This is a genomic window from Desulfovibrio sp. ZJ369, assembly GCF_011039085.1.
Taxonomy (GTDB): Bacteria; Desulfobacterota; Desulfovibrionia; order Desulfovibrionales; family Desulfovibrionaceae; genus Desulfovibrio.
The window spans coordinates 58,147-77,962 of record NZ_JAAKEI010000004.1 but is presented as its reverse complement, the minus strand read 5'-3'; the positions used below and the strand labels follow the sequence as shown (position 1 = coordinate 77,962).

Below are 19,816 nucleotides of genomic sequence, written 5' to 3'. Positions count from 1 at the left end.
ATAGGGGGATTAGCGAAAAAAGTCGATAGAAGCCGGGCAAGGGGAAGCGCCCTTGCGCCATGCGTTCGCTTTTTGCTTTGCTTTTTGGGGTGAAAAGAGTAAATATCCGCCTTGGCGGCTTTATGCTGTCGCCTTTTTGCAATGGCATGCAGACCTGACCGGCAGCGCCCGTTTGTGACGGCTGCAACGCGTTCCGCGGTGTCTTCCGGCAGGCCTTTTCTGTTCAGATCGCCGTGGAGGCTTTCGTATGCGCGTCTTTGTCGGTTCATGTCTTCTTGGCTTTCTCCTGGTTTTCAGCGGGCTGCCCGCGGCCCAGGCAGCCTCTGCGCCTGCCGAAAAAAAAGAGCCGGCCAAGGAAGCCCCCAGCAAATTTGAAGCCCTGAAGCGTTTCAGTCAGGTGCTTAATCTGGTTGAGCGTTATTATGTGCGCGAAGTAACGCAGAATGACCTGATCAACGGGGCGGTCAAAGGTCTTTTGCAGGGCCTTGATCCGCATTCCACCTTCATGAACGCCGAAGAATACAAGGAAATGCAGGAAACCACTTCCGGAGAATTTTACGGGGTGGGCATTGAAATTTCCATGGAAAACGGCCAGGTCACCGTGGTGACGCCCATTGAGGACACCCCGGCATACCGCGCGGGCCTGCAATCCGGCGACGTGATCCTTTCCATCAACGGCCAGGCCACCCAGGAACTCTCGCTGCAGGAAGTTGTTTCGCGCATCCGGGGCGCCAAGGGCAGCGAGGTGGAGCTGGCCATTTTGCGCACCGATGCCAAAACGCCGCAGACCGTCCGCATTGTGCGCGACGCCATCCCTTTGATCAGCATCAAGTCCAAAAAGCTTGAGGATGGGTATTACTGGCTGCGTCTGACCCGTTTTTCCGAACGCACCACCGAGGAACTCAAAGACGCTCTCAAGGAAGCGGAAAAGGAAAGCAAGGCGAGCGGCGGCCTCAAAGGCATTGTGCTTGATTTGCGCAACAACCCCGGAGGTCTGCTGGATCAGGCCGTCAGCGTCTCGGATGTTTTCCTGCAGAAGGGCGTGATTGTTTCCATTAAAGGACGCGGCGAAACCACGGATCGCGTCTATGAAGCCAGAAAACAGCGTGACGACGTGCGCGTGCCCGTGGTGGCGCTGATCAACGCGGGTTCGGCCTCAGCCTCCGAAATCGTGGCGGGCGCGCTGCGCGATCAAAAACGCGCCCTGATCATTGGCGAGCGTTCCTTCGGCAAGGGCTCCGTGCAGAATATCATCCCGCTTTCCGACGGATCGGGCCTCAAGCTTACCGTGGCGCTGTACTATACGCCCAATGGCAGTTCCATTCAGGCCGAGGGCATTGTGCCTGATTTGGAAATCCCCTTTGAGTCGCCTCGCGCCGAGGATAAGGAGAATCCGCGTTTTCTGCTGCGGGAGCAGGATTTGAACCGGCATCTGGAAAACAGCAAGGACAAGAAGGGCGGCAATGCCGCCAAAAGCAAGAAAGATGAGGGCAAGGAACAACTGGCCCGCGACAACCAGCTGCGCATGGCTCTCCAGATAGTGAAGACATTGCCCAAGATGCAGGAGATTAAAAACTAGACCCTTTCCCGGCGCGCCTGTTGTGCGCGCGTCGGGGCGGGAAGCATTTCGGCGTGCGCACAAAGAAAACAGATGCCGGCCCCCTGACGGATCCCCTTGGGAGCGGCGGGGGGCCGCGCGCGTCCACGCGTCTTGGCCTGGGCGGGCTGCTGTGGCTTTTGGCGTGTTTTGCTTTTTCCCTTTGGCTGGCCCCGCAGGCAGGTGCGCCGCTTGAGCCGCGAACTGCCGCGCCTGATCCCTCAAGAGCCGGTCAGGTTTTGCACGATCAAGGGGACACGGCGGCCGCGCAGGCACGGATCCGGCTGGACGCCGTGGTGGCGCAGGCCTTGCCTCTGGCCCTGCCCGCGGCGCAGTGGCGTCTTGAGCTTACTGACGCGCAGGCCGGCCCGGCTGTTCCAAAGCCTGCGGGCAACGCACTGCCCCAAGACCCGTTGCCGCGTCGCTATCTGATTACCGGCCCTTGCGCGCCGCTGCGTCTGGGCGTGGCTCTGCTGCAACGCTTCTCTGCCGGGCAAGCCGTTTCATGGGCTGGCACAGCAGCCCGCAATCCGCGGCCGCAAGTGCTTTGGACAGAGCAGGGCGCATTGGAAATCCGCCTGGGTGGCCGCCTGAGCCATGTCTTCCGTTTTCCCGGCCGGGAAGCGGCATTGGCCGATCTGGCCCGGCCTCTGCCCAGGCCTGCCCTGGTTCTGGTCATTGATGATTTGGGGCAAAGCCTGGAAGCTGCTGAAGCCCTGGCGGCTCTGCCTTTTCCCGTGACGTTCGCCATTTGGCCGCGTTCGCCCGCGGCAGCTCAAACCGCTGCCCTGGCCGGGCAACGGAGGCTGGACAGCCTGCTTCATCTCCCCATGGAAGCTTTGCCCCGCGCCGACGGCTTCCGTCCCCGGCCCGGCCCGGACGCGCTTCGGGTGGATATGCGCCTGCCGGCACTGCGAGCGGTGCTGGAGGAGGATCTGAAGGCGCTGCCCACGGCGGTGGGCCTGAATAATCACATGGGCTCCCGCTTTACGGGCAATGCCGCGGCCTGTAGCCGGCTCTGCTCCCTGCTGCCCGATCGGGGCCTGTTTGTTCTGGACAGCCTAACCCAGGCCGGTTCCGCTCTGGAGCGGGAAGCCCGCGCCGCGGGTTTGATCAGTGCTTCCCGCGCCCTTTTTCTGGATACCCGCCGGGATGTTGCGGCCATTTCAGCCGCGCTGGACGCAGCGGCGCGCACGGCGCGGGAAAAGGGCTTTGCGGTGGCTGTCGGGCATCCGTACCCGGAGACGCTGCGCGCCTTGCGTTGCTGGCAGGATACGGCGGGCGTGGCTGTCGTGCCCCTGCGTCGCCTGATCTGGCATCTGGCGCAACAAGCCTGCCTGAGCCCGGCCGGAGCGGGCAGCGGCCTGTGATCGCCCAGGGTCATGCTGGTTTCCCGCTCAGTGTGCCGGCGTGGGCTTGCAGCGCGCTCAATGGCGACGGATCAAAATACTCTAAAGGGAGAAATAATGCTGCAATCCACACTTGCAATCATCAAGCCTGATGCCGTGGCTCGTGGCCTGACCGGCGAAATTCTGGCCACTTGCCAGGCTGCCGGGCTGGCTGTGGCGGGCCTGAAAATGGTGCGCCTTTGTAAAGGGCAGGCCTCTGCCTTTTATGCCGTGCACAAGGAGCGCCCGTTTTTTGAAAGCCTTACGGAATACATGGCCTCAGGGCCGGTGGTCTGCGCCGTGCTGCGGGGCGAGGACGCCGTGGCCCGCTATCGCGCGTTGATGGGCGCCACAGACCCGGCCAGGGCCGAACCCGGCACATTGCGCCATGCCTACGGCCAAAGCCTGCAGGCCAATGCCGTGCACGGCTCCGACGCGCCGGAAACCGCGGCCGTTGAAATAGCTTTTTTCTTTAATGCGCTTGAAATAATGGAGTCGATATGAGCAAAACCATCGGCTGCATAGGCTGCGGCAACATGGGCGGGGCGATCATGGCCGGTTTGGCGGACAAACTGGCGGGCAGGGGCTACGGTTTCTGCGGCTATAACCGCACGTCCGCGCGCATGCGCCCCCTGGCGGAAAAAGGCGTGCAGCCCGAAGCCAGCGCCCTGGATGCGGCTCACAACGCCGATGTGCTGATCCTGGCGGTCAAACCCTATCAGGTGGCCGCTGTTCTGGAAGAAATACGCCCGGCGCTCTCGTCCGACAAAATTCTGGTGTCCGTGGCCGCGGGCGTGAGCCTGCAACGCCTGCGCGAGTACGCCGGCCGGGAATGCCCTGTGGCGCGCTGCATGCCCAATACGCCCGCCCTGGTGGGCGAGGGCGTGTTTGCGCTGTGCTTCGAGGATCAAAGCCTGCGCCCGGAAAGCAAGGCCGAGCTGCTGGAAATTTTCGGCGTTCTCGGGCTTTGCCTTGTCCTGCCCGAAGCCCGCTTTACCGCTTTTTCAGCCTTGATCGGCGCGGGCCCGGCCTATGTTTTTCAGATCATGCAGGCTTTGGTCCAGGCCGGGGTAACCCTTGGCTTTCCGCATGCGGAGGCCCGGCGCATGGTGACGGCGCTTTTCGCCGGTTCGGCGCGCATGGCGGCAGAGAGCGCCGCGCCGCTCATGCAGTTGCGGGATGATGTCTGCTCGCCCGGCGGCCTGACCATTGCCGGCGTCAACCAGTTGGATCGCGCGGGCCTCACGGCGGCTTTGGTGGACGCGGTCATGGCTGCGGACGCGCGCGGCCGGGAAATGGAGCAGTAGCCTCTGCGCCGCAGGCGCAAGAGCTTTTGCCGGGTTCTACGGCAGCGGCTCGGTCAGAAGGCCCTTGCCGGTCAGGGCCGTGGGCCGCACAGGCAGCAGTGCGGATGCACTTCCGTTCGGGGGCCGGAAAAAACAGGGAACATAATACTCATTGATTCCCTTGCACAGCGCATGCGCTTGCCCGCTGCCGGCATCCACTGTGGCTCGCCTGATGCTGTCGGGGACCACGAGCATGCGCGGCAGAGTCAATTGCGCCGCCCAAAAGGCGCGTCGCCGTCGCTCTATCGCTTCACGCACGCGCGCGGCGCGTTCCAGCTTAAGGGGTTGCGGCACCTGCCCGGCAAAGTTGCAGGCCGCGGTGCCCGGTCTGCGTGAATAGGGAAAGACATGGGCGTAGCTCAGAGGCAGGCGCTCAATGAGCTCCAGCAACAGGCGCAGATCGGCGTCGCTCTCGCCGGGAAAACCCGTGAGAATATCCGCGCCCAGACCCATAACCGGCCAGTGAGCCGCCAGACTTGCCACGGCTTTTTCAAGCATCAGGATAGAGTAGTGCCCCCGTCCCATGCGCCGCAGCACTGCCGGGCTGGCATGCTGCAAGGAAATATGCAGATGCGGACAGAGCATGCGGCAGGCTGTCAGAGTTTCAATGCCGCGGGCATCCAGTTGCGAGGGCTCAAGCGAGCTGATCCTGAAACGCGCCCGTCCGGCAAACTCCGGAGCCAGGGCCTTGTCCAGGCTGCGCAGCAGATCCCAGAAATCGCCGCAGGCAGGATCATCTCGCCCGTATTGCCGCAGATTTATGCCGGAGAGCATAATTTCAGCGTGCCCGGCTTCCAGGAGACGGCGCGCCTCGGCCAGTATTTCTCCTGCCGGGCGGCTGCGGGGCTTGCCGCGGGTTAACGGCACGATGCAGTAAGTGCAGCGGTGGCCGCAGCCATCCTGAATCTTGAGCACAGGTCGAGCCCGTTTGAAAGAGGCAATGCGGAAGGGCGGAAAGGCCGTACTTGTTGCGCCGGCAGTTTGGGCCGCAGGCAGCGGCGTATGCGGGGCGTCCGCTTGGGCGCAATCGGGTTCTGCCATGGCCCAGGGGCCGGCCAGCAGGCGGCTTTTTTCTTCCTGCGGGATCAGCAGATCGGGAGCGGCCCATTTTGCGCCGGGTCTTGGCCGGTAGTCGGCAAAAAGTCTGGCGGCGCAGCCGGTCAAAATCAATGTTGCGTCGGGCGCCTGGCGGCGCAGGCGAAAAATTGCGTTTCGCGCGTCGCGCTCCCCTTTGGCAGTGACCGCGCAACTGTTGACGCAGAGCACGTCGGCTTCAGCCGGGGCCGCGCATTCCAAGCCGCCGAGCCGCTGCCAGGCTTCACGCAGGGACTGGCTTTCGTATTGATTGACCTTGCAGCCAAAGGTCAGAATGAAGAATTTCCAGGCAGGCATGGCGCTGATCTACGCAAAAGCGCTTGCCTTGACAAGCCGGGGCCGCGTAGGTTTTGGACATGCGTCTGTTTTCGATTTTCTGCCTGTTCTGGATGTTCTGCGCGCCGCGCGCAACGTCAGCGCAATTCCGGCCACTGGAACCGGCTGGGCTTGATGCTGTCAATATGTACTGCCTGCGCTCGTCCTACCCGCAAATTCGCGCGCTTGTCGCGGACGATCAGGGGCGACAATGGCTGCTTCTTGCCAACGGGAGCCGCGTACTCTACAGCGCCGCGCCAAAACCTGCCGGGGACGGCAAGAGCGCAGGCACGCCGCGGGCGCATTCCGAAGCCTTTTCCGGATTGCCGCGTTTTTCCGGGGAGCAGGGGGAGGCGAACGTGCGCGAGAGCATGGAGCAACCCTACCCGCTGGAACCGCAGCGGCCTGCCACGCCCCCTGGCGTTGCGCCGGGCCGCAGGCGTTCCTCTGCGCTGTTGAAAGCGCTTTACGGCGCAAGCGAGGCTGAGGTGCGCAAGAACCTGCGCGTTGCAACGCTGCTGGGCCGGCCCCTGCGCCTTGTTTGTCCGGCGGCCCTGGGCCTGCAAAGGGCGGGGAACACCCTGGCCGCGGCCGTGCGCGGGCAACCTGCCCTGGCGGCCCTGCTCACGCCTGCCGGGGGCTTTTTGTGGCGGCGTATTGCCGGGGAACAGCGTTTGAGCCCGCATGCTTTCGGCATTGCGCTGGATGTAAGCCCGGAGCGCGCGCCCTATTGGCGCTGGACCAGGCAATGGCCGCATCCCATGCAGCAAAGCTATCCCACGGCCATTGTGGCTGCTTTTGAGGATCAGGGCTTCATCTGGGGCGGCAAATGGCATGAGTATGATCTCATGCACTTTGAATACCGGCCGGAAATTATCTGCAGGGCGCGTTTACTGCGAGCCATTGAGAGAGCGGGGGAGCGGCTTGAGGCGGGCGGAGCAGTGCCGGAACGCAAAACAGGCCCTGAAGAAATGGACGCGGATGCGCACTGAAGTTTTCATCACGCATCCGGCGGCTTGCCGCCCCGGCTTCGTGGCGCGGATGCGGAAGGCTCACGCGGGGCAGGGATCGCATTCAGGATTCCTGCCCCGGGAAGGAGCGCGCTACGCTGCAGTGAAGCCTTAGAGCATTTTTTGATTGAAAATATTCATTTTCAATCACTTCGCTGCCATCATTTCGCGTCCAGGCTTCAGCCGTTGCGACGAAGGAAGCTACGGATGAAGACAGCAACTGGTTACTGCGGCAGCCAGCCAACGCAACCGCTGTCGCTATCCGTAAGCAAGCAAAGCTTGCTAACGGCTACCGCAACGCGGTCTGGACGCTCATTCGGCGCGGGCGCCAGCTAACGCTGTCGCCAGAGCGGTTTAGCTAATTTCATTAGCAAACCGCTCTACTCGCCGTTGGCGGCGGCTTCATCCACCACCCAGATCAAATCGCCGATGCCGGGGCGCACCATCTGCGCGGGCAGCGTGGGTTCGGTCAACAGATTGAGGGCGCGCGAAAGTACATTGTGCTTTTCCGCGCCGGTCACCAGAAACATGCAGCAGCGGGCGTTATTGATCACAGGCAGGGTGAGCGTCAGCCGGTCGGCTTTGCGTTCGGGCACATACTGATCAATGACCAGACGTTTTTTTTCGGCCAGGGCCGGAGAATTGGGAAAAATGGAACCCGTATGCCCATCTTCGCCCATGCCCAAAAGCATGAAGTCGAAACGCGGCAGCTCCTGCGGCCCCAGGCCGAAGTCGCTGCGAAGCTGCTGCTCATATTTGACGGCCGCCTCTACCGGATCCTCTTCTCCGCGCATGCGGAAAAAGTGCATGGCCGGAACGCGGCTCAACAGTTCCCGCCGGGCCAGGCCATAGTTGCTCTCCGGGTGTTCGGGCCCCACGCAGCGCTCGTCCACCCAAAAAAAGGTCATTTTGTCCCAGGGCAGGCGCTCAGCCCAGTCATCGGCGGTCAGAAGACGAAAGAGCGGGATCGGCGTCTGGCCGCCGGACAAGGCGATTTTGAATACGCCGCGCTCGGCCACGGCTTCTTCGCAGGCCCCGGCCAGAATATGCGCTGCGCGCTCGGCCATGGCCGCGGGGTCTTTATGGATATGCACGGAAAGATGAATGGAACGGCTGCGCCCAAACATAAAAGGCTCCTTGCGAAGTTGACGCCGACAGGTCGTGCCGGCGGGTGCTGTCTTGCTGCACTGGCGGACGGAAACGAAAGCTGCCTTTGTTTTTGCGGGTTTGCGGCAGGCTCATGCCTGCCCTTGCAAGCCATGGCGTCGCGGCCTTCACAGCGCGACCACGCTGCGGGCGGCGGCAGAAGGGCAGTCGCGGCAGTCAAGGGGCATACCCGCGACGCCTCTGCACCGGCCCGAATCGCGCTCCTGGGGCAAGGGGCCCCATCACTTGCCCAGGCGGCACAATGCGTTGCCTTGCAAACAGCGTAAGTATGGCACACTTGCTCTGTGGAGAAAAGCCAAATTTTTGCAGCCGACGCGCGGGCAAAGTCCGCCCTGGCCTCAGAGCATTTTGCTTTTGAAATTATTCAATTTCAAAAGCGGCGCTGCCATCATTTCGCGTCCAGAACGCGGTCTGGACGCTCATTCGGCGCGGGCGTCCGCTCCCGCGGCCGCCAGAGCAATTTCAAAGTGAAATTGCTCTAGCGTCGGAAGATGGGCATAAGGCACAGAGCCGCGGGATGCTTATGGCCGGACTTGTCGCATTCTTTCATGGCGGTCGGGATGTCGGCAATATGCAGGACTTCTCCGCTGTTCAGGGTCATGGTCTTCCACTTCGCCGCGCAGGATATTTCTTTGGCAGCCAGCACGCTTTGGCCCAGCGGGCTTTGGCCGTCCAGCTCAATGGTCCAGCGCCAGTCAAGATCCTCGCCCGGGGCCACGGGCACGGCTGCATTAAGAAAGCGTTGCAGCAGCATTTTGCCGTCCGGCCCGGTAAACAACGCTTCCAGGTTGATATTTTTGATTGTAACGGCACTGGTATTGCGGGCCAGCACATGCGCCACAAGCAGGAGGGTTTTGCCGTCGGAAAGCAGGCCCGCGCTTGCGCTGCAGGATTGCAGGGGCAGGGTTGCATCCATGCGCCGCCGGGTGTTGTCATTTTTGCTCCTGAATAAATCCCGGCGCGCGGCAATGCGCGCCAGGAGCGCCTCGCGAAATTGCCTGACCAGATCATCGGCATTGAGCAGATTCCGAATCACCCAGCCTTCCGAACCGTTCTCCATGCGCAGGATTACAGGAAACGTCCGGTTCAGCAAAGGGTGACGGATGCTGGTTGAAATCAGCGCCGTGTCGCCCTGGGTGCGCTGCATGCCAAGCCCGCTCAGGAACTGGTGTAAAAAATCAGCCGGAAACAGGCTGAACGGCTGTTGTAAAAGTTTTTGGGGGTCAGTTTCAACCTCGCCGTTTGCTTTGGGCTCTTCCTTGCTCAAGAGTTTTTTGAGCAAGCCCGCTTGAATCGTGATTTTGAGATCGTGGATCTGATCCGGGCCCTTTTTAAAAAAGGGGAAGGTCCTGGCCAAAGCTTGAGCCAGTTCCCCGGAAAGCGTGTTGAAATCCACCAGCAGGGCCAGCTTTTCGGGACTGGGCGGACGCAGGGCCTCTTGAAAACGCGCGTAGGCAAAGTCGGGGCTCTGGCGATATTGGTAGTATCGCCAGCCGTACCAGCCGCCCACGGCGAGGGCTGCCGCCAGCAGAGCCACGGCCAGCGCACGGACGTGCTTACGGACAAGAGCGCGTAAAAAAGGGAACAGAGGCAGCTTCATGCTGTTTTCCGGTTGGTATGGCTGGAATGGCCGAGCGCGTTTTTATGCCCGAATTCCAGGGCCGGTTCGGGTTGGCGGAGGCGTCGGCGGCCCAGCCGCAGAGGCAGAGGCGTTACCGGCTTGCGCGGCGCAAGATCCAGGCGGATGACACTCCAGGCTCCCAGGGGGAGCGTTTGCAGAGACGCATTGCACGCAGCGGCCGCGCATTGTCTGCGCCAGGTGCAAAGCGGACCGGCCAGGGTGCTTTGGCTTGTCAGACGGCCGGCTTTGAGTCTTTTGAGCATGCGCCAGACGCGCCACCAGTTGTGCGCCGGCCCCGGCCACGGCATTTTGCCGCGCCCCATGCGGTGCAGGATATGCGGCAGGGATGCGGAATTCCAGAACGTGACCGCCAGGCCTCCGGCCGCCACGCGCAGCGCCTCGCGCGCGCTGGCAGCCAGGCCTTCGGGAGTGGCGGCCTGGACGTGCAAAACGACCCAGTCAAAAGCATTGTCGTCAAAGGGCAGGTGATCGTCCGCCGCGGCCTCAACGTGGGCTCGTGGCCCGGCATTTTCCAAAGCCTGCGCGCGCAGGCCGGGCACGAGCTCGGTGCCGGTCACATCAAAACCGCATTCCCAGAGCAAGGGCAAAAACAGGCCGTTGCCGCAATTGATTTCCAAAAGGCTTTTGCCTCGGCGCGGCCAGGCCGCAAGGCTGGTCTGCAAAAGATTTGTTTGCAGACCGAGGGCAAAACGGCCGGGGGGGCTCGCGTACCATGTTTTTTCCATGTGCCGTGCCTTTCTTTGTATTTTCTGCCGCCGGCAACAATACTCTACTATTATTTTGCAAAGTGGAGAAAATGGCAAGTGGAAAAAGACATCCCCGGCGGTTCAGCGTCTTTTGCTTTCGGCTCACGTCACGTTTCAAGCCTGCCTTGCTGCAATGCAGTGTAACGCCTGTTGCGGCGTGGTATCGGCAGAGCCGTGCCCAAAAAGATCCCAAGGCGGTCTCAATTTCGGATCAGCCCTGGCGCAGCGTGATTTCGGTTATTTCAGCCGGTACGAAAAGCCGCAGTGGAAAGCCTTCCCAAAGGCCGGTGCCCGGACTCACATAGAGCGCAGTGCGGCCCACATGATACAGGCCGGACAAAAAACCGTCGTTAAAACGCTCCACGAGCCGGTTTGCGCCGATCAATTGCCCGCCGTGAGTATGGCCGGAAAGCTGCAGATCCACGTTTTCTTCGGCGCTTTTGCCGACCAGGCGCGGCCGGTGGGCCAGCATGATCCGCACGGCGTCGGCGGGCGCGCCGTGCAATGCCCGGCCGGGGTCCGGGCCGGGAAAGCCCAGGGACGGAGCGGTCTGATCCGTGACGCCGGCCAGAACCAGTTCTTGCCCGCGGGCTTGCACGATGACATGCGCATTGTTCAGGGGAGTAATGCCCACGCGGCGGGAGGCATCCATCCAACCGTTGAAGCCCCAGTAATACTCATGATTGCCGGTGCAGGAAAATACGCCCAGGGGCGCGCGCAAGCCGGTAAGAGGAGCCAGATCCGCCATGCGCCGATCCGGCGGGCCGTCCCCCAGATCGCCCGTAATAACAATAAGCTCCGGCTTGAGGGCATTGACCTTTTGCACCACGGCCCGCACCCATGCGGCGGGAAAGGCGGGGCTGACGTGCAGATCCGAAAGCTGCACAATGCGCAGGCCGTTCAGTGCCGCGGGCAGGCGTGGCAGGGAAATGACCATGTGATGCACGTCCGGCACGCGCAGAGCCTGCCAGACTCCAAACGCGCTCAGGAGCAGCGAGAGCGAGAGCAGACCAAAGGCCCACTGCCCGGGGGAAAAGCAAAGCGCCGGCAGGGAAGGAAAGAGCCTGCGGACCAGCCAAAGCGCCAGAAAAAGCGCGTCGCGCAAAGCGCACAATATGATCAGTAGGATCACAAGGCTGTGCAGCACGCCTGCGCCGAGCAACGCCCATCGGGGTATATCCGGCATCATGGTGCCGAAAGCAAGGCGGAACAGAGAGAGTTTGAGCGCGCTCAACAGCACGAGCAGGCTGAGCAGCAACTTGAGCCAAAGCGGCAGGCGCAACGGCAGAATCAGACGCGCAATGACGTAGAGGGAAAGGATTGTTGCGAGCAAGTGGAGCATATTCGGCGAAGGGGGAGAGTATGGTGCGAGGAAAGCGGGGCAGAGGGGACAAAAAGCGGGCGGAGAAGCCGTGGGCGCTCCGCCCCGCAAAAACGTCAGTTGGCGGCAATGGCTTCAATTTCCACCTGCGCGCCCAGCGGCAGGGCGCTGACTTCCACGCAGGATCGAGCCGGGCAGGGGGCCATGAAATATTGTTTGTACACCTCGTTCACCAGCGGGAACTTGCTCATGTCGGTGATGAATACCGTGGTTTTGAGCACATTGTCCGCGGTAAGCCCCTGGGATTCCAGGACAGCCAGAAGATTTTTGCAGGCTTGCGCGGCCTGGGCGGCTATGTCGCCCTCCACCAGCTTGCCCGTGGCCGGATCCAGGGGCACCTGGCCTGAAAGAAAAAGCAGATTGCCCGCGCGCACGGCCTGGCTGTACGGGCCCACGGCAGCAGGAGCATTTTTGGTGCTGATGACTTCCTTTTTCATTGCTGACTCCTTTTTTAACGATACATCGGTAAAAGATTCAATACAAAAAGCGTATGGCACAAGGCAACCAGAACGCCGTAGAGCAGCAGCATGGGCGTGAGCGTCCGCCCGCCGGGCGCGCGGTACCCCCGCCTGCCGAAGCGGCGGCGACCTGCGCGGAGCAGGAGAGCAGGCACAAACACCGACCAGACGGAAGCCGCAAGACCGGCCCAGCCGATGGCGGGCAAAAAGCCGTCGGGCCAGATCAGACCGCAGAACATGGGGGGAGCGAAGGTGATCAGCAGGGTTTTGGTGCGGCCCAGGCGGCTGTCGTCAAAATTGCACAGATCGGCCATGTAGTCAAAAAGACCCAGCCCGGCGCCCAGAAACGACGTGGCGACGGCCAGCAGCGAAAAGGCCTCCAGCAGTCGCAGGGTGAGCCCGCTGCCCAGATTGTTTCCCGCGGCGGCAACCAGATCCCCCACATTGCCTCCCGCGGCGATGACGGCTTTGAACTGCTCCCGGGGAATAGTGCCGTCAGCGGCCAGAATCCATAAAAGATAGCAGCTCAGGGCGATCAGCGTGCCGTAACGCAGGCAGGCGTTGATGGTGCGCGGCTCCTTGCCCAGGTATTTGACCAGGCTCGGTACTGAGGAGTGAAAGCAGAATGAGGTCAAATAGGTGGAAACGGCTCCCCAGACAAAGATCATTTGGCCGCCGCTGCCGTGGAGATCCAGAAGCGTTGCCGGGCGAATCCGGGTGATCATCTCACTGACGGAGAGCAAAAAGGAAAGGGCCATGCCGCCCATGAGCAGCACGGAGAGGCGATCCACCACCCTGGAACTCCACCAGACGCAGGCCGCGAGCAGCAGGGCGAAGATCAGGCTGGCCAGCAGGCGGGGCGGCTCGCTGCCCAAAACAGGCGCAAGACCCTGGCGCAGCACTGAACCGCCGCCGCTCACATAGGCATAGACAAGCGTATAGAGCACAAAAGCCACAGCCAGGCCGTTCAACGCGCTCCAAAAAGGGCCCAGAAGTTCACGCACCAGGGTATGAAAGCTGTTTCCGGGTTCAAAGTGCAGATTGATTTCCAAAAGAGCCTGGCTGGAACGCAGCATGCAAAACCAGGAAACCAGCAGCAGCGCCACGGACCAGAAAAACCACATGCCCGCTGAAATCATGGGCAAGGCCAACATTCCCGCGCCGATGGCAGTGCCCGCCACCAGCATGGTGCCGCCCAGAACGGCGGGAAAACGGCTGTTCATGCCTGCTCCTCCTCTGAAATGCGGCACAGAGGGCGCATGCGCGCCTGGCGCGCGGCTGTGGGGGGGGCAGCGCAGAGGCGGCAAGCTCTCCGCCCCTTGCGCTGTCGCTGTGGATACTGGCAGAGAGGGCTGCGGGAATCAAGGGCCTGGCGCGGGAAAAGGCGAAATGCGCGCGCCTTGAAAAAGGAGGCCGTCCCGGCTAGTATACCACATTGCGTGCACGTTGCCCGGCGTGGCCGAATATTTTGGCTCTTGTTTTGTGTCGGGAAGATCAACCGCTTTTGAGGAGCTTATGAGTAACGAACCGGACAAGATTATCTATTCCATGATCCGCGTCTCCAAGCGCCACGGGCAAAAGGAAGTGCTGAAGGATATTTCGCTTTCCTACTTTTATGGAGCCAAAATCGGCGTGCTGGGCCTGAACGGCGCGGGCAAATCCAGCCTTCTGAAAATACTTGCCGGCGTGGACCAGTCCTTTGAGGGCAAAACCGTGCTGGCCCCAGGCTATAGCATCGGCTATCTGGAGCAGGAGCCCCTGGCCCATGAAACGCGCACCGTGCGCGAGGTGGTCGAGGAAGGCGTCAGCGATCTTACGGCTATTGCCAAGGAATTTGAGGAAATCAACGCCAGATTCGCCGAGCCTCTGGAGCCGGAGGAGATGGACGCGCTGATCGCCAGACAGGCCGAGGTGCAGGAGCAGATGGACGCCAAAAATGTCTGGGATCTGGACTCCCGCCTGGAAATGGCTATGGACGCCTTGCGCTGCCCGCCGGGCGACATGCCGGTTTCGCTGGTTTCCGGCGGCGAGCGCCGCCGCGTGGCCCTTTGCCGCCTCCTGCTCCAAAATCCGGACATCCTGCTTCTGGACGAACCCACCAACCATCTGGATGCGGAATCCGTGGCCTGGCTGGAGCGCTATCTTTCCACCTTTCCGGGCACGGTCATCGCCGTGACGCACGACCGCTATTTTCTGGATAATGTGGCCGGTTGGATTCTGGAGCTGGATCGCGGCCGCGGCATCCCGTGGAAGGGCAATTATTCATCCTGGCTGGAGCAGAAACAGAAGCGGCTGGCCGGCGAAGAAAAAAGCGAGGCCGAGCGCCAGAAAACGCTGGCCCGCGAGCTGGAGTGGATCCGCATGTCGCCCAGGGGGCGCCATGCCAAGGGCAAGGCCAGAATCAACGCCTATGAGGCCATGCTCTCGCATGAAAGCGAAAAACGCGCCCCGGATCTGGAAATCTACATCCCGCCGGGACCGCGCCTGGGCAAAAACGTCATTGAGCTCAAGGACGTGAGCAAGAGCATGGGCGATCGCCTGCTTATGGACAAGGCCAGCGCCCTGATCCCCGCCGGAGCCATTGTGGGCATCATCGGTCCCAACGGCGCGGGCAAGACGACGCTCTTCAAGATGCTGGCAGGCCAGGAAAAGCCTGACTCCGGCAGTCTTGCGGTGGGCGAGACCGTGCGCTTCGCCTATGTGGATCAGGGCCGCGAGTCCCTGACTCCGGGCAAGACGGTCTACGAGCTGATCAGCGACGGGCGCGAGACCATCAGGCTCGGCAACCGCGAGGTCAACGCGCGGGCCTATTGCACGCGCTTCAATTTTCACGGCGCGGATCAGCAAAAAAAGGTGGATGTGCTTTCCGGCGGGGAGCGCAACCGCCTGCATCTGGCCCGCATGCTCAAGTCCGGAGCCAATGTGCTGCTTCTGGACGAACCCACCAATGATATTGACGTGAATACCATGCGCGCCTTGGAGGACGCCCTGGACAATTTCGCCGGCTGCGTGCTGGTGATCAGCCATGACCGCTGGTTTCTGGATCGCGTGGCCACGCATATCATGGCCTTTGAAGGCGATTCGGAAGTGGCGTTTTTTGAAGGCAATTACTCGGAATACGAGGAAGATCGCAAAAAGCGGCTGGGCAAGGACGCCGAGTCGCCGCATCGGCCGAAATTCCGCAAACTGACACGATAACGGCTCGCGGGCGCTGACCGGCCGGGCCGGAAACGCCCGTGCGGGCCGTGGAGGCTGGATGAATATTCTCAAGAAAATGAAACCGTTGCGGCAGTGGCGCTCTGTTGTGCTGCTGAGCCTGCTGGCAGGCCCGTTATCCGTCATGATGCCGGGCGCGACGGCCTGGGCGGCTGATGCGGCGTTGGCCAATCCGGCTTCGGCCGTGCTTTCGCCGAGCGGCGGCCGCCTTGAAGTGGAGGAAACGGCCCCGGTCAGCACCAAAGACGGGGTGAGCATCGTGACGTTCGTCATTCCCGGCGACGCCCGGAATCTGCAATTGTCGGTTCCGGGGCAGACTGTGGCCCGCTGGTCGATGACGCCGCAGGTTCTTGAGGCCAGCGGCGAGCTCTCCCATCTGCGCGACGAGCTGATCAATGAACGCGCGCGCCTGAGCGGCCAGTTGGACGCGGTGAAGGCCCGGCTTGCGCTCTGGAAAGGCCTGCCGGACAGCATCACCTTGCAGGATCTGGAGCAGCGCGAAAAGCGGATGGAGACCGTGATACCCGGCCTGGGCATGGAACAGGCGGATTTGGAGCGCCGCGCAAACATCGTGCAGCAGGAGCTGCAACGCCTGCCTGTGAGCCCCGACCTGGGCCAGCTTGTGAGCGTGACGCTGCAAAAGTCCGTTTCCGGCATGTCCAGGCTGCCTGTGCGGTACAGCTATACGCTGCAAAGCTGCGGCTGGCAGCCCATCTACAGCTTTGACGCCCAGCCGGATCAGGGCGAAGGCCACGAGATCGGCGTGCGCCTTATGGCCGAGGTCTGGCAGTTCACCGGCATGGATTGGCGCAACACCAGGCTGACCCTGGCTTCGCGCGGCAATGGGCCGCGGGAGCCCGCCCCTCTTGCGCGCTGGGTGGTGGATTCCACGTCCAGGCCGCAGCAGCCCAGGCCCGCGCCACATGCCTTGATGATGGCGCGCAAGGCCGCTCCGGCCGAGGCGGACGGGGAGTTCGCCGCGGCCAATGCGCCGGTGGAGCCGGACAACAGCGGCGTATATGCCACCTGGACCCTGGCCGTGCGCGGTCTTCCCGAAGGCCGCTCCCGTCTGTTGATCGCCGCGGATGCTTGGAAAGCGCCCCTGCAATGGCTGGCCCGGCCCACCGCCAGCGACAGCCGGGTCTGGCTGTTGGCAAAATATATCATGCCCCCGGAACAGACCTGGCCTGAAGGCAGCGCGGAATTTACAGTGAACGGCCAGAACGTGGGCCAGGGTTTTTTCAGACCGCGTAACGGCGAAGCCACGCTCTTCTTCGGCCCTGACCCGCGCGTCAATGTGACCACAGCGGAGAACAGCAGGCGGCGGGGCGAAAGCGGCTTTATTGATAAAAGCCGCAACTGGACCTGGGCCTGGACCTATACGCTGACCAACGGCCACAGCAAGCCCGTGACCGTGCGCCTGGAGCGCCCGGCCCCCATGATTGTGGACCAGGGCGTTACCGTGTCCAGTGACGACGCGCCGCCGTCCCAAAAGAACGAAAAAGAGCATATGCTGTTCTGGGATGTCAAAGTGCCTGCGGGCGGCAAAGCCGAGGTGCATCACAAGCTGACCATCTCATCTCCCAAGGAGTTGCCGCTGGTGCCTGACGCGCCCTAGAGCAGATTACCTTTGACTTTTTCTGAAAGTCAAAGGTGGCATTCAGGCGAAAAACGCGGTTTTCGCCTGAATGTACGCCGCGTTGCGGCGGCTGCCGCTTTCGCGTCAGCAGAGCAATTTCAAAGAGAAATTGCTCTACGCCGTGGCGGGCTTGCTTTCGGCTGCCGCGGCATGCTCTTTGCGCGGGCCGGAAAACAGGGGTTTGATCGCGTAGAGTTTGTCCGTTTTTCCGAAAAGATACACAATATCCTCCGGCTCAAAGCGGGTCTCCGGTCCCGGCGAGGCCTGGACTTCTCCGTGGCGGTGAATGGCCACGACAGTTACGCCGTATTTCTGGCGCAACCGGCTCTGGAGCAAGGTCTGCGAGCAGAGCGGCGATTCAGCGGCCAGGCGCATGGCCTGCACGCCCATGTCCGGCAGGCGGCTGACCAGCTCGTCAAGAGGATCAACCGCATTGCTCAGACGGCGGATCATCCTGTAGTTTTCCTGCCGGATGCGCGCCGCAAATGTGTCGATATCCTGCCGCGGCACAAGGTACTGGGTAAGGACGCGGCTGAAAACCTCAATGGAGGTTTCAAATTCCTCGGCGATCACATCGTTGGCTCCCAGACGGCGCAGCGGGGCCACTTCCGTCACAAAGCGCGTGCGGGCCACGATGTACAGATTGGGGTTGAAGCGCCGCGCTTCAATGGTGATGGCCCGCACCGCGGCAGGATCTGAAATGATAATCGCCAGCACGCGGGCATTTTCCACGCCGAGATGTTCCAGCACCACGGGCTGTGAGGCGTCGCCGTGGGCAATGGGTTCCTTGTCTTTATAGCGGCTTACGGTTTCCGGGTTCATTTCCAGAACAGTGTACGGAATGCGCGACTCGCGCGCCACATGGGCCAGATGTTTGCCGCTGATGCCGAAGCCGATGATGATCAGATGATCCTCCAGCGTGCAGGCCTGAGCTTCTGCCTTTTCCTCTTCCCGCTCCAATTGCTTTTCGTTGCGCCAGCCCGCCACCAGGTCGGCCAGGCGCGGGGCCGCGGCTATCAGGCCCGGCGTGAGCATCATGGTCAGCACGCTCATGGCCAGAAAATTCTGATAGGCCTCCATGTCGAAAAGTCCGGCAGCCAGGCCCGAAGCGGCCAGCACAAAGGAAAACTCGCCCACCTGCGCCAGGGAAAGCGAGGTGAGAATGCCCGTGCGCAACGGATAGCCCTGGACCAGCACGGCCGGCAGGGTCAAGAGACTCTTAATGACAATAAAAAGAAGCGTATTGAAAATGATTTGAAGGAAATGCTGCCCGAAAAAATTCACGTCCAGCATCATGCCCACAGAGATGAAAAAAAGACTCATAAATACGTCGCGATAGGGCAGAATGCCGGAAATGACGCTCATGCTGTATTGGGAACGGGCCAGCAGCAGCCCGGCCAGAAAGGCTCCCAGGGAGAGCGAAAGACCCAGGGCGCTGGTGAGCAGAGCCATGCCCATGCATAAGCCCAGAGTGGTCAGCAGAAGGATCTCCCGGGTGCGGGTGCGCACCACGGCTTCCATGAGTTTGTTGAGGCCGAGGCGGGCAAAGAGCAGCACGCCGCCCAGCACCAGCGCCACCCAGAGTATGGAAAAGAACATGTTTGTCAGTGAAAGCTCCAGCTTGCCAGCCAGCAGAGGCACGCACAGCAGCATGGGAGCCACCATGATGTCCTGAAAAACCAGAATGGCCAGGGAAAGGTGACCGTTGGGGGTGTTGGTGGTGCCACGCTCCTGCATGATACGCAGCACAATGGCCGAAGAAGAAAGCGCCACCAGACAGCCCCAGAATACGCCCGTCTGCCACGCGCCGCCTTGCAGCAGAGTGAGGCTTGTGACCGCCAGCACGGTCAGACCGATTTGCAGGCTGCCGCCCAGAAAGACCGGGCGTTTGAGACGGTTCAGCGCTTCGCCTGAAAGTTCCATGCCGATGGTGAACAGCAGCATGGCCACGCCGATTTCCGCCACATGATCAATGGCCTCCCGGTTGCTGACAATGCCCAGAAGGGAAGGCCCGCAAAGCACGCCGGTAAGCAGAAATCCCACTGTTGCGGGAAGCTTGAGCCTGTTGCAGATAATAGTGACCACAATGGAGAGCAGAAAAATGATCACTATTTCATAAAGCAAGGGAACTTCCATGCAGCCTCCGTAACTTGTAAAACTAGCACTGACGGAAGCGCTTCGCAAGGTTGCAGGGGCCTGGGCGCGAGCGCCGCCCTGTTGTTTTTTTCTGCCTCCGAGCCTACAGTTGTGGCATCAAGGACTTTTGGCAACAGGAGAATGTTATGGATATTTTTGAAGCCCTGTTCACGCGGCGCAGCATACGCAAATATACGCAGGAGCCTGTGGCTGACGAGGATGTGAAGCTTTTGCTCAAGGCAGCCATGCTGGCCCCCAGCGCCAGCAACCGCCAGCCCTGGCATTTTGTGGTGGTGCGGGACGCAAAGGTGCGCTCGGCCATAGCCGAGCGCCATCCCTATGCCAAAATGGCTGCGGACGCGCCCGTGCTCATCGTCGTCTGCGCGGATTTGAACGAGGAAAAGACGCCGGGCTTTTGGGTGCAGGATTGTTCCGCGGCTACGCAAAACATTATGCTGGCCGCGCGCGGCAAGAATCTGGGCAGCGTCTGGTGCGGCCTGCATCCGGTGGAGGATCGCATGCGCATCGTGCGCGAGATCCTGAATCTGCCCGATAATGTCATGCCCCTGGGCCTTATCTGCCTCGGCCATCCGGCCCAGCCCTTCAGCCAGGCGGATCGTTTCAGGGAGGACAGAATCCATTACGACTGCTGGTAGGCAACAGGCCACGCAGCAAACTGC

16 protein-coding genes are annotated in these 19,816 nt (G+C 61.6%); 8 read left to right on the top strand and 8 right to left on the bottom strand.

From position 1 onward, the window contains the following. The first annotated feature begins 247 nt into the window (after nt 1-247). From G7Y51_RS02300 to proC, 4 genes are all read left to right on the top strand, one after another. Entirely contained in the window at nt 248-1,579 is a 1,332-nt protein-coding gene (locus G7Y51_RS02300; protein ID WP_165174802.1) for a S41 family peptidase, read from the top strand. 53 nt (nt 1,580-1,632) lie between these two features. Beyond that, nucleotides 1,633-2,967, top strand: coding sequence for a divergent polysaccharide deacetylase family protein (locus tag G7Y51_RS02295; RefSeq protein ID WP_165174801.1), 1,335 nt, complete (start codon nt 1,633-1,635; stop codon nt 2,965-2,967). A gap of 96 nt (nt 2,968-3,063) precedes the next feature. Continuing rightward, nucleotides 3,064-3,489, top strand: coding sequence for a nucleoside-diphosphate kinase (gene ndk, locus G7Y51_RS02290; protein ID WP_165174800.1), 426 nt, complete (start codon nt 3,064-3,066; stop codon nt 3,487-3,489). After that, complete coding sequence (proC, locus tag G7Y51_RS02285) at nt 3,486-4,292, top strand: pyrroline-5-carboxylate reductase (protein ID WP_165174799.1); 807 nt, start codon at nt 3,486-3,488, stop codon at nt 4,290-4,292. Before ndk ends, proC begins: the two co-directional genes overlap by 4 nt. A 36-nt stretch (nt 4,293-4,328) precedes the next feature. Here the strand turns inward: proC and G7Y51_RS02280 are convergent, their stop codons facing one another. Then, a complete protein-coding gene (locus G7Y51_RS02280) occupies nt 4,329-5,723 on the bottom strand; it encodes a MiaB/RimO family radical SAM methylthiotransferase (RefSeq protein ID WP_165174798.1) in 1,395 nt (464 codons plus the stop codon). A gap of 59 nt (nt 5,724-5,782) precedes the next feature. Between G7Y51_RS02280 and G7Y51_RS02275 the strand changes: the two genes are divergently transcribed. After that, nucleotides 5,783-6,733: a M15 family metallopeptidase gene (locus G7Y51_RS02275; protein WP_165174797.1), complete on the top strand. Its 951-nt coding sequence runs from the start codon at nt 5,783-5,785 to the stop codon at nt 6,731-6,733. Between the two features lie 398 nt (nt 6,734-7,131). On the opposite strand, the gene pgl is transcribed toward G7Y51_RS02275, so the two are convergent. The 6 genes from pgl to G7Y51_RS02245 form a co-directional block, all read right to left on the bottom strand. Beyond that, nucleotides 7,132-7,878, bottom strand: a complete 747-nt coding sequence (gene pgl, locus G7Y51_RS02270) for a 6-phosphogluconolactonase (RefSeq protein ID WP_165174796.1) — start codon at nt 7,876-7,878, stop codon at nt 7,132-7,134. A 518-nt stretch (nt 7,879-8,396) separates the two neighbouring features. Further along, the gene (locus G7Y51_RS02265; protein WP_165174795.1) at nt 8,397-9,518 is read right to left on the bottom strand and encodes a translation initiation factor IF-2; all 1,122 of its coding nucleotides are present in this window, start codon (nt 9,516-9,518) and stop codon (nt 8,397-8,399) included. Then, nucleotides 9,515-10,285 (bottom strand): class I SAM-dependent methyltransferase, encoded by a 771-nt coding sequence (locus tag G7Y51_RS02260; RefSeq protein ID WP_165174794.1) that lies wholly within the window; start codon nt 10,283-10,285, stop codon nt 9,515-9,517. Before G7Y51_RS02260 ends, G7Y51_RS02265 begins: the two co-directional genes overlap by 4 nt. 232 nt (nt 10,286-10,517) lie before the next feature. Further along, nucleotides 10,518-11,648, bottom strand: coding sequence for a metallophosphoesterase (locus G7Y51_RS02255; protein ID WP_165174793.1), 1,131 nt, complete (start codon nt 11,646-11,648; stop codon nt 10,518-10,520). A gap of 95 nt (nt 11,649-11,743) precedes the next feature. Next, nucleotides 11,744-12,124 (bottom strand): RidA family protein, encoded by a 381-nt coding sequence (locus G7Y51_RS02250; RefSeq protein WP_165174792.1) that lies wholly within the window; start codon nt 12,122-12,124, stop codon nt 11,744-11,746. A 14-nt stretch (nt 12,125-12,138) separates the two neighbouring features. Next, entirely contained in the window at nt 12,139-13,368 is a 1,230-nt protein-coding gene (locus tag G7Y51_RS02245; protein WP_165174791.1) for an aromatic amino acid transport family protein, read from the bottom strand. A 292-nt stretch (nt 13,369-13,660) separates the two neighbouring features. Here G7Y51_RS02245 and ettA point away from each other — a divergent pair, with 292 nt between their 5' ends. Then, nucleotides 13,661-15,343, top strand: a complete 1,683-nt coding sequence (gene ettA / locus G7Y51_RS02240; RefSeq protein WP_165174790.1) for an energy-dependent translational throttle protein EttA — start codon at nt 13,661-13,663, stop codon at nt 15,341-15,343. Nucleotides 15,344-15,401: 58 nt separating this feature from the next. Beyond that, nucleotides 15,402-16,979, top strand: a complete 1,578-nt coding sequence (locus tag G7Y51_RS02235; RefSeq protein WP_165174789.1) for a DUF4139 domain-containing protein — start codon at nt 15,402-15,404, stop codon at nt 16,977-16,979. Between the two features lie 135 nt (nt 16,980-17,114). On the opposite strand, the gene G7Y51_RS02230 is transcribed toward G7Y51_RS02235, so the two are convergent. Then, the gene (locus G7Y51_RS02230; protein WP_165174788.1) at nt 17,115-19,136 is read right to left on the bottom strand and encodes a cation:proton antiporter; all 2,022 of its coding nucleotides are present in this window, start codon (nt 19,134-19,136) and stop codon (nt 17,115-17,117) included. A 146-nt stretch (nt 19,137-19,282) separates the two neighbouring features. Here G7Y51_RS02230 and G7Y51_RS02225 point away from each other — a divergent pair, with 146 nt between their 5' ends. Next, a complete protein-coding gene (locus G7Y51_RS02225) occupies nt 19,283-19,792 on the top strand; it encodes a nitroreductase family protein (RefSeq protein WP_165174787.1) in 510 nt (169 codons plus the stop codon). Nucleotides 19,793-19,816: the final 24 nt, after the last annotated feature.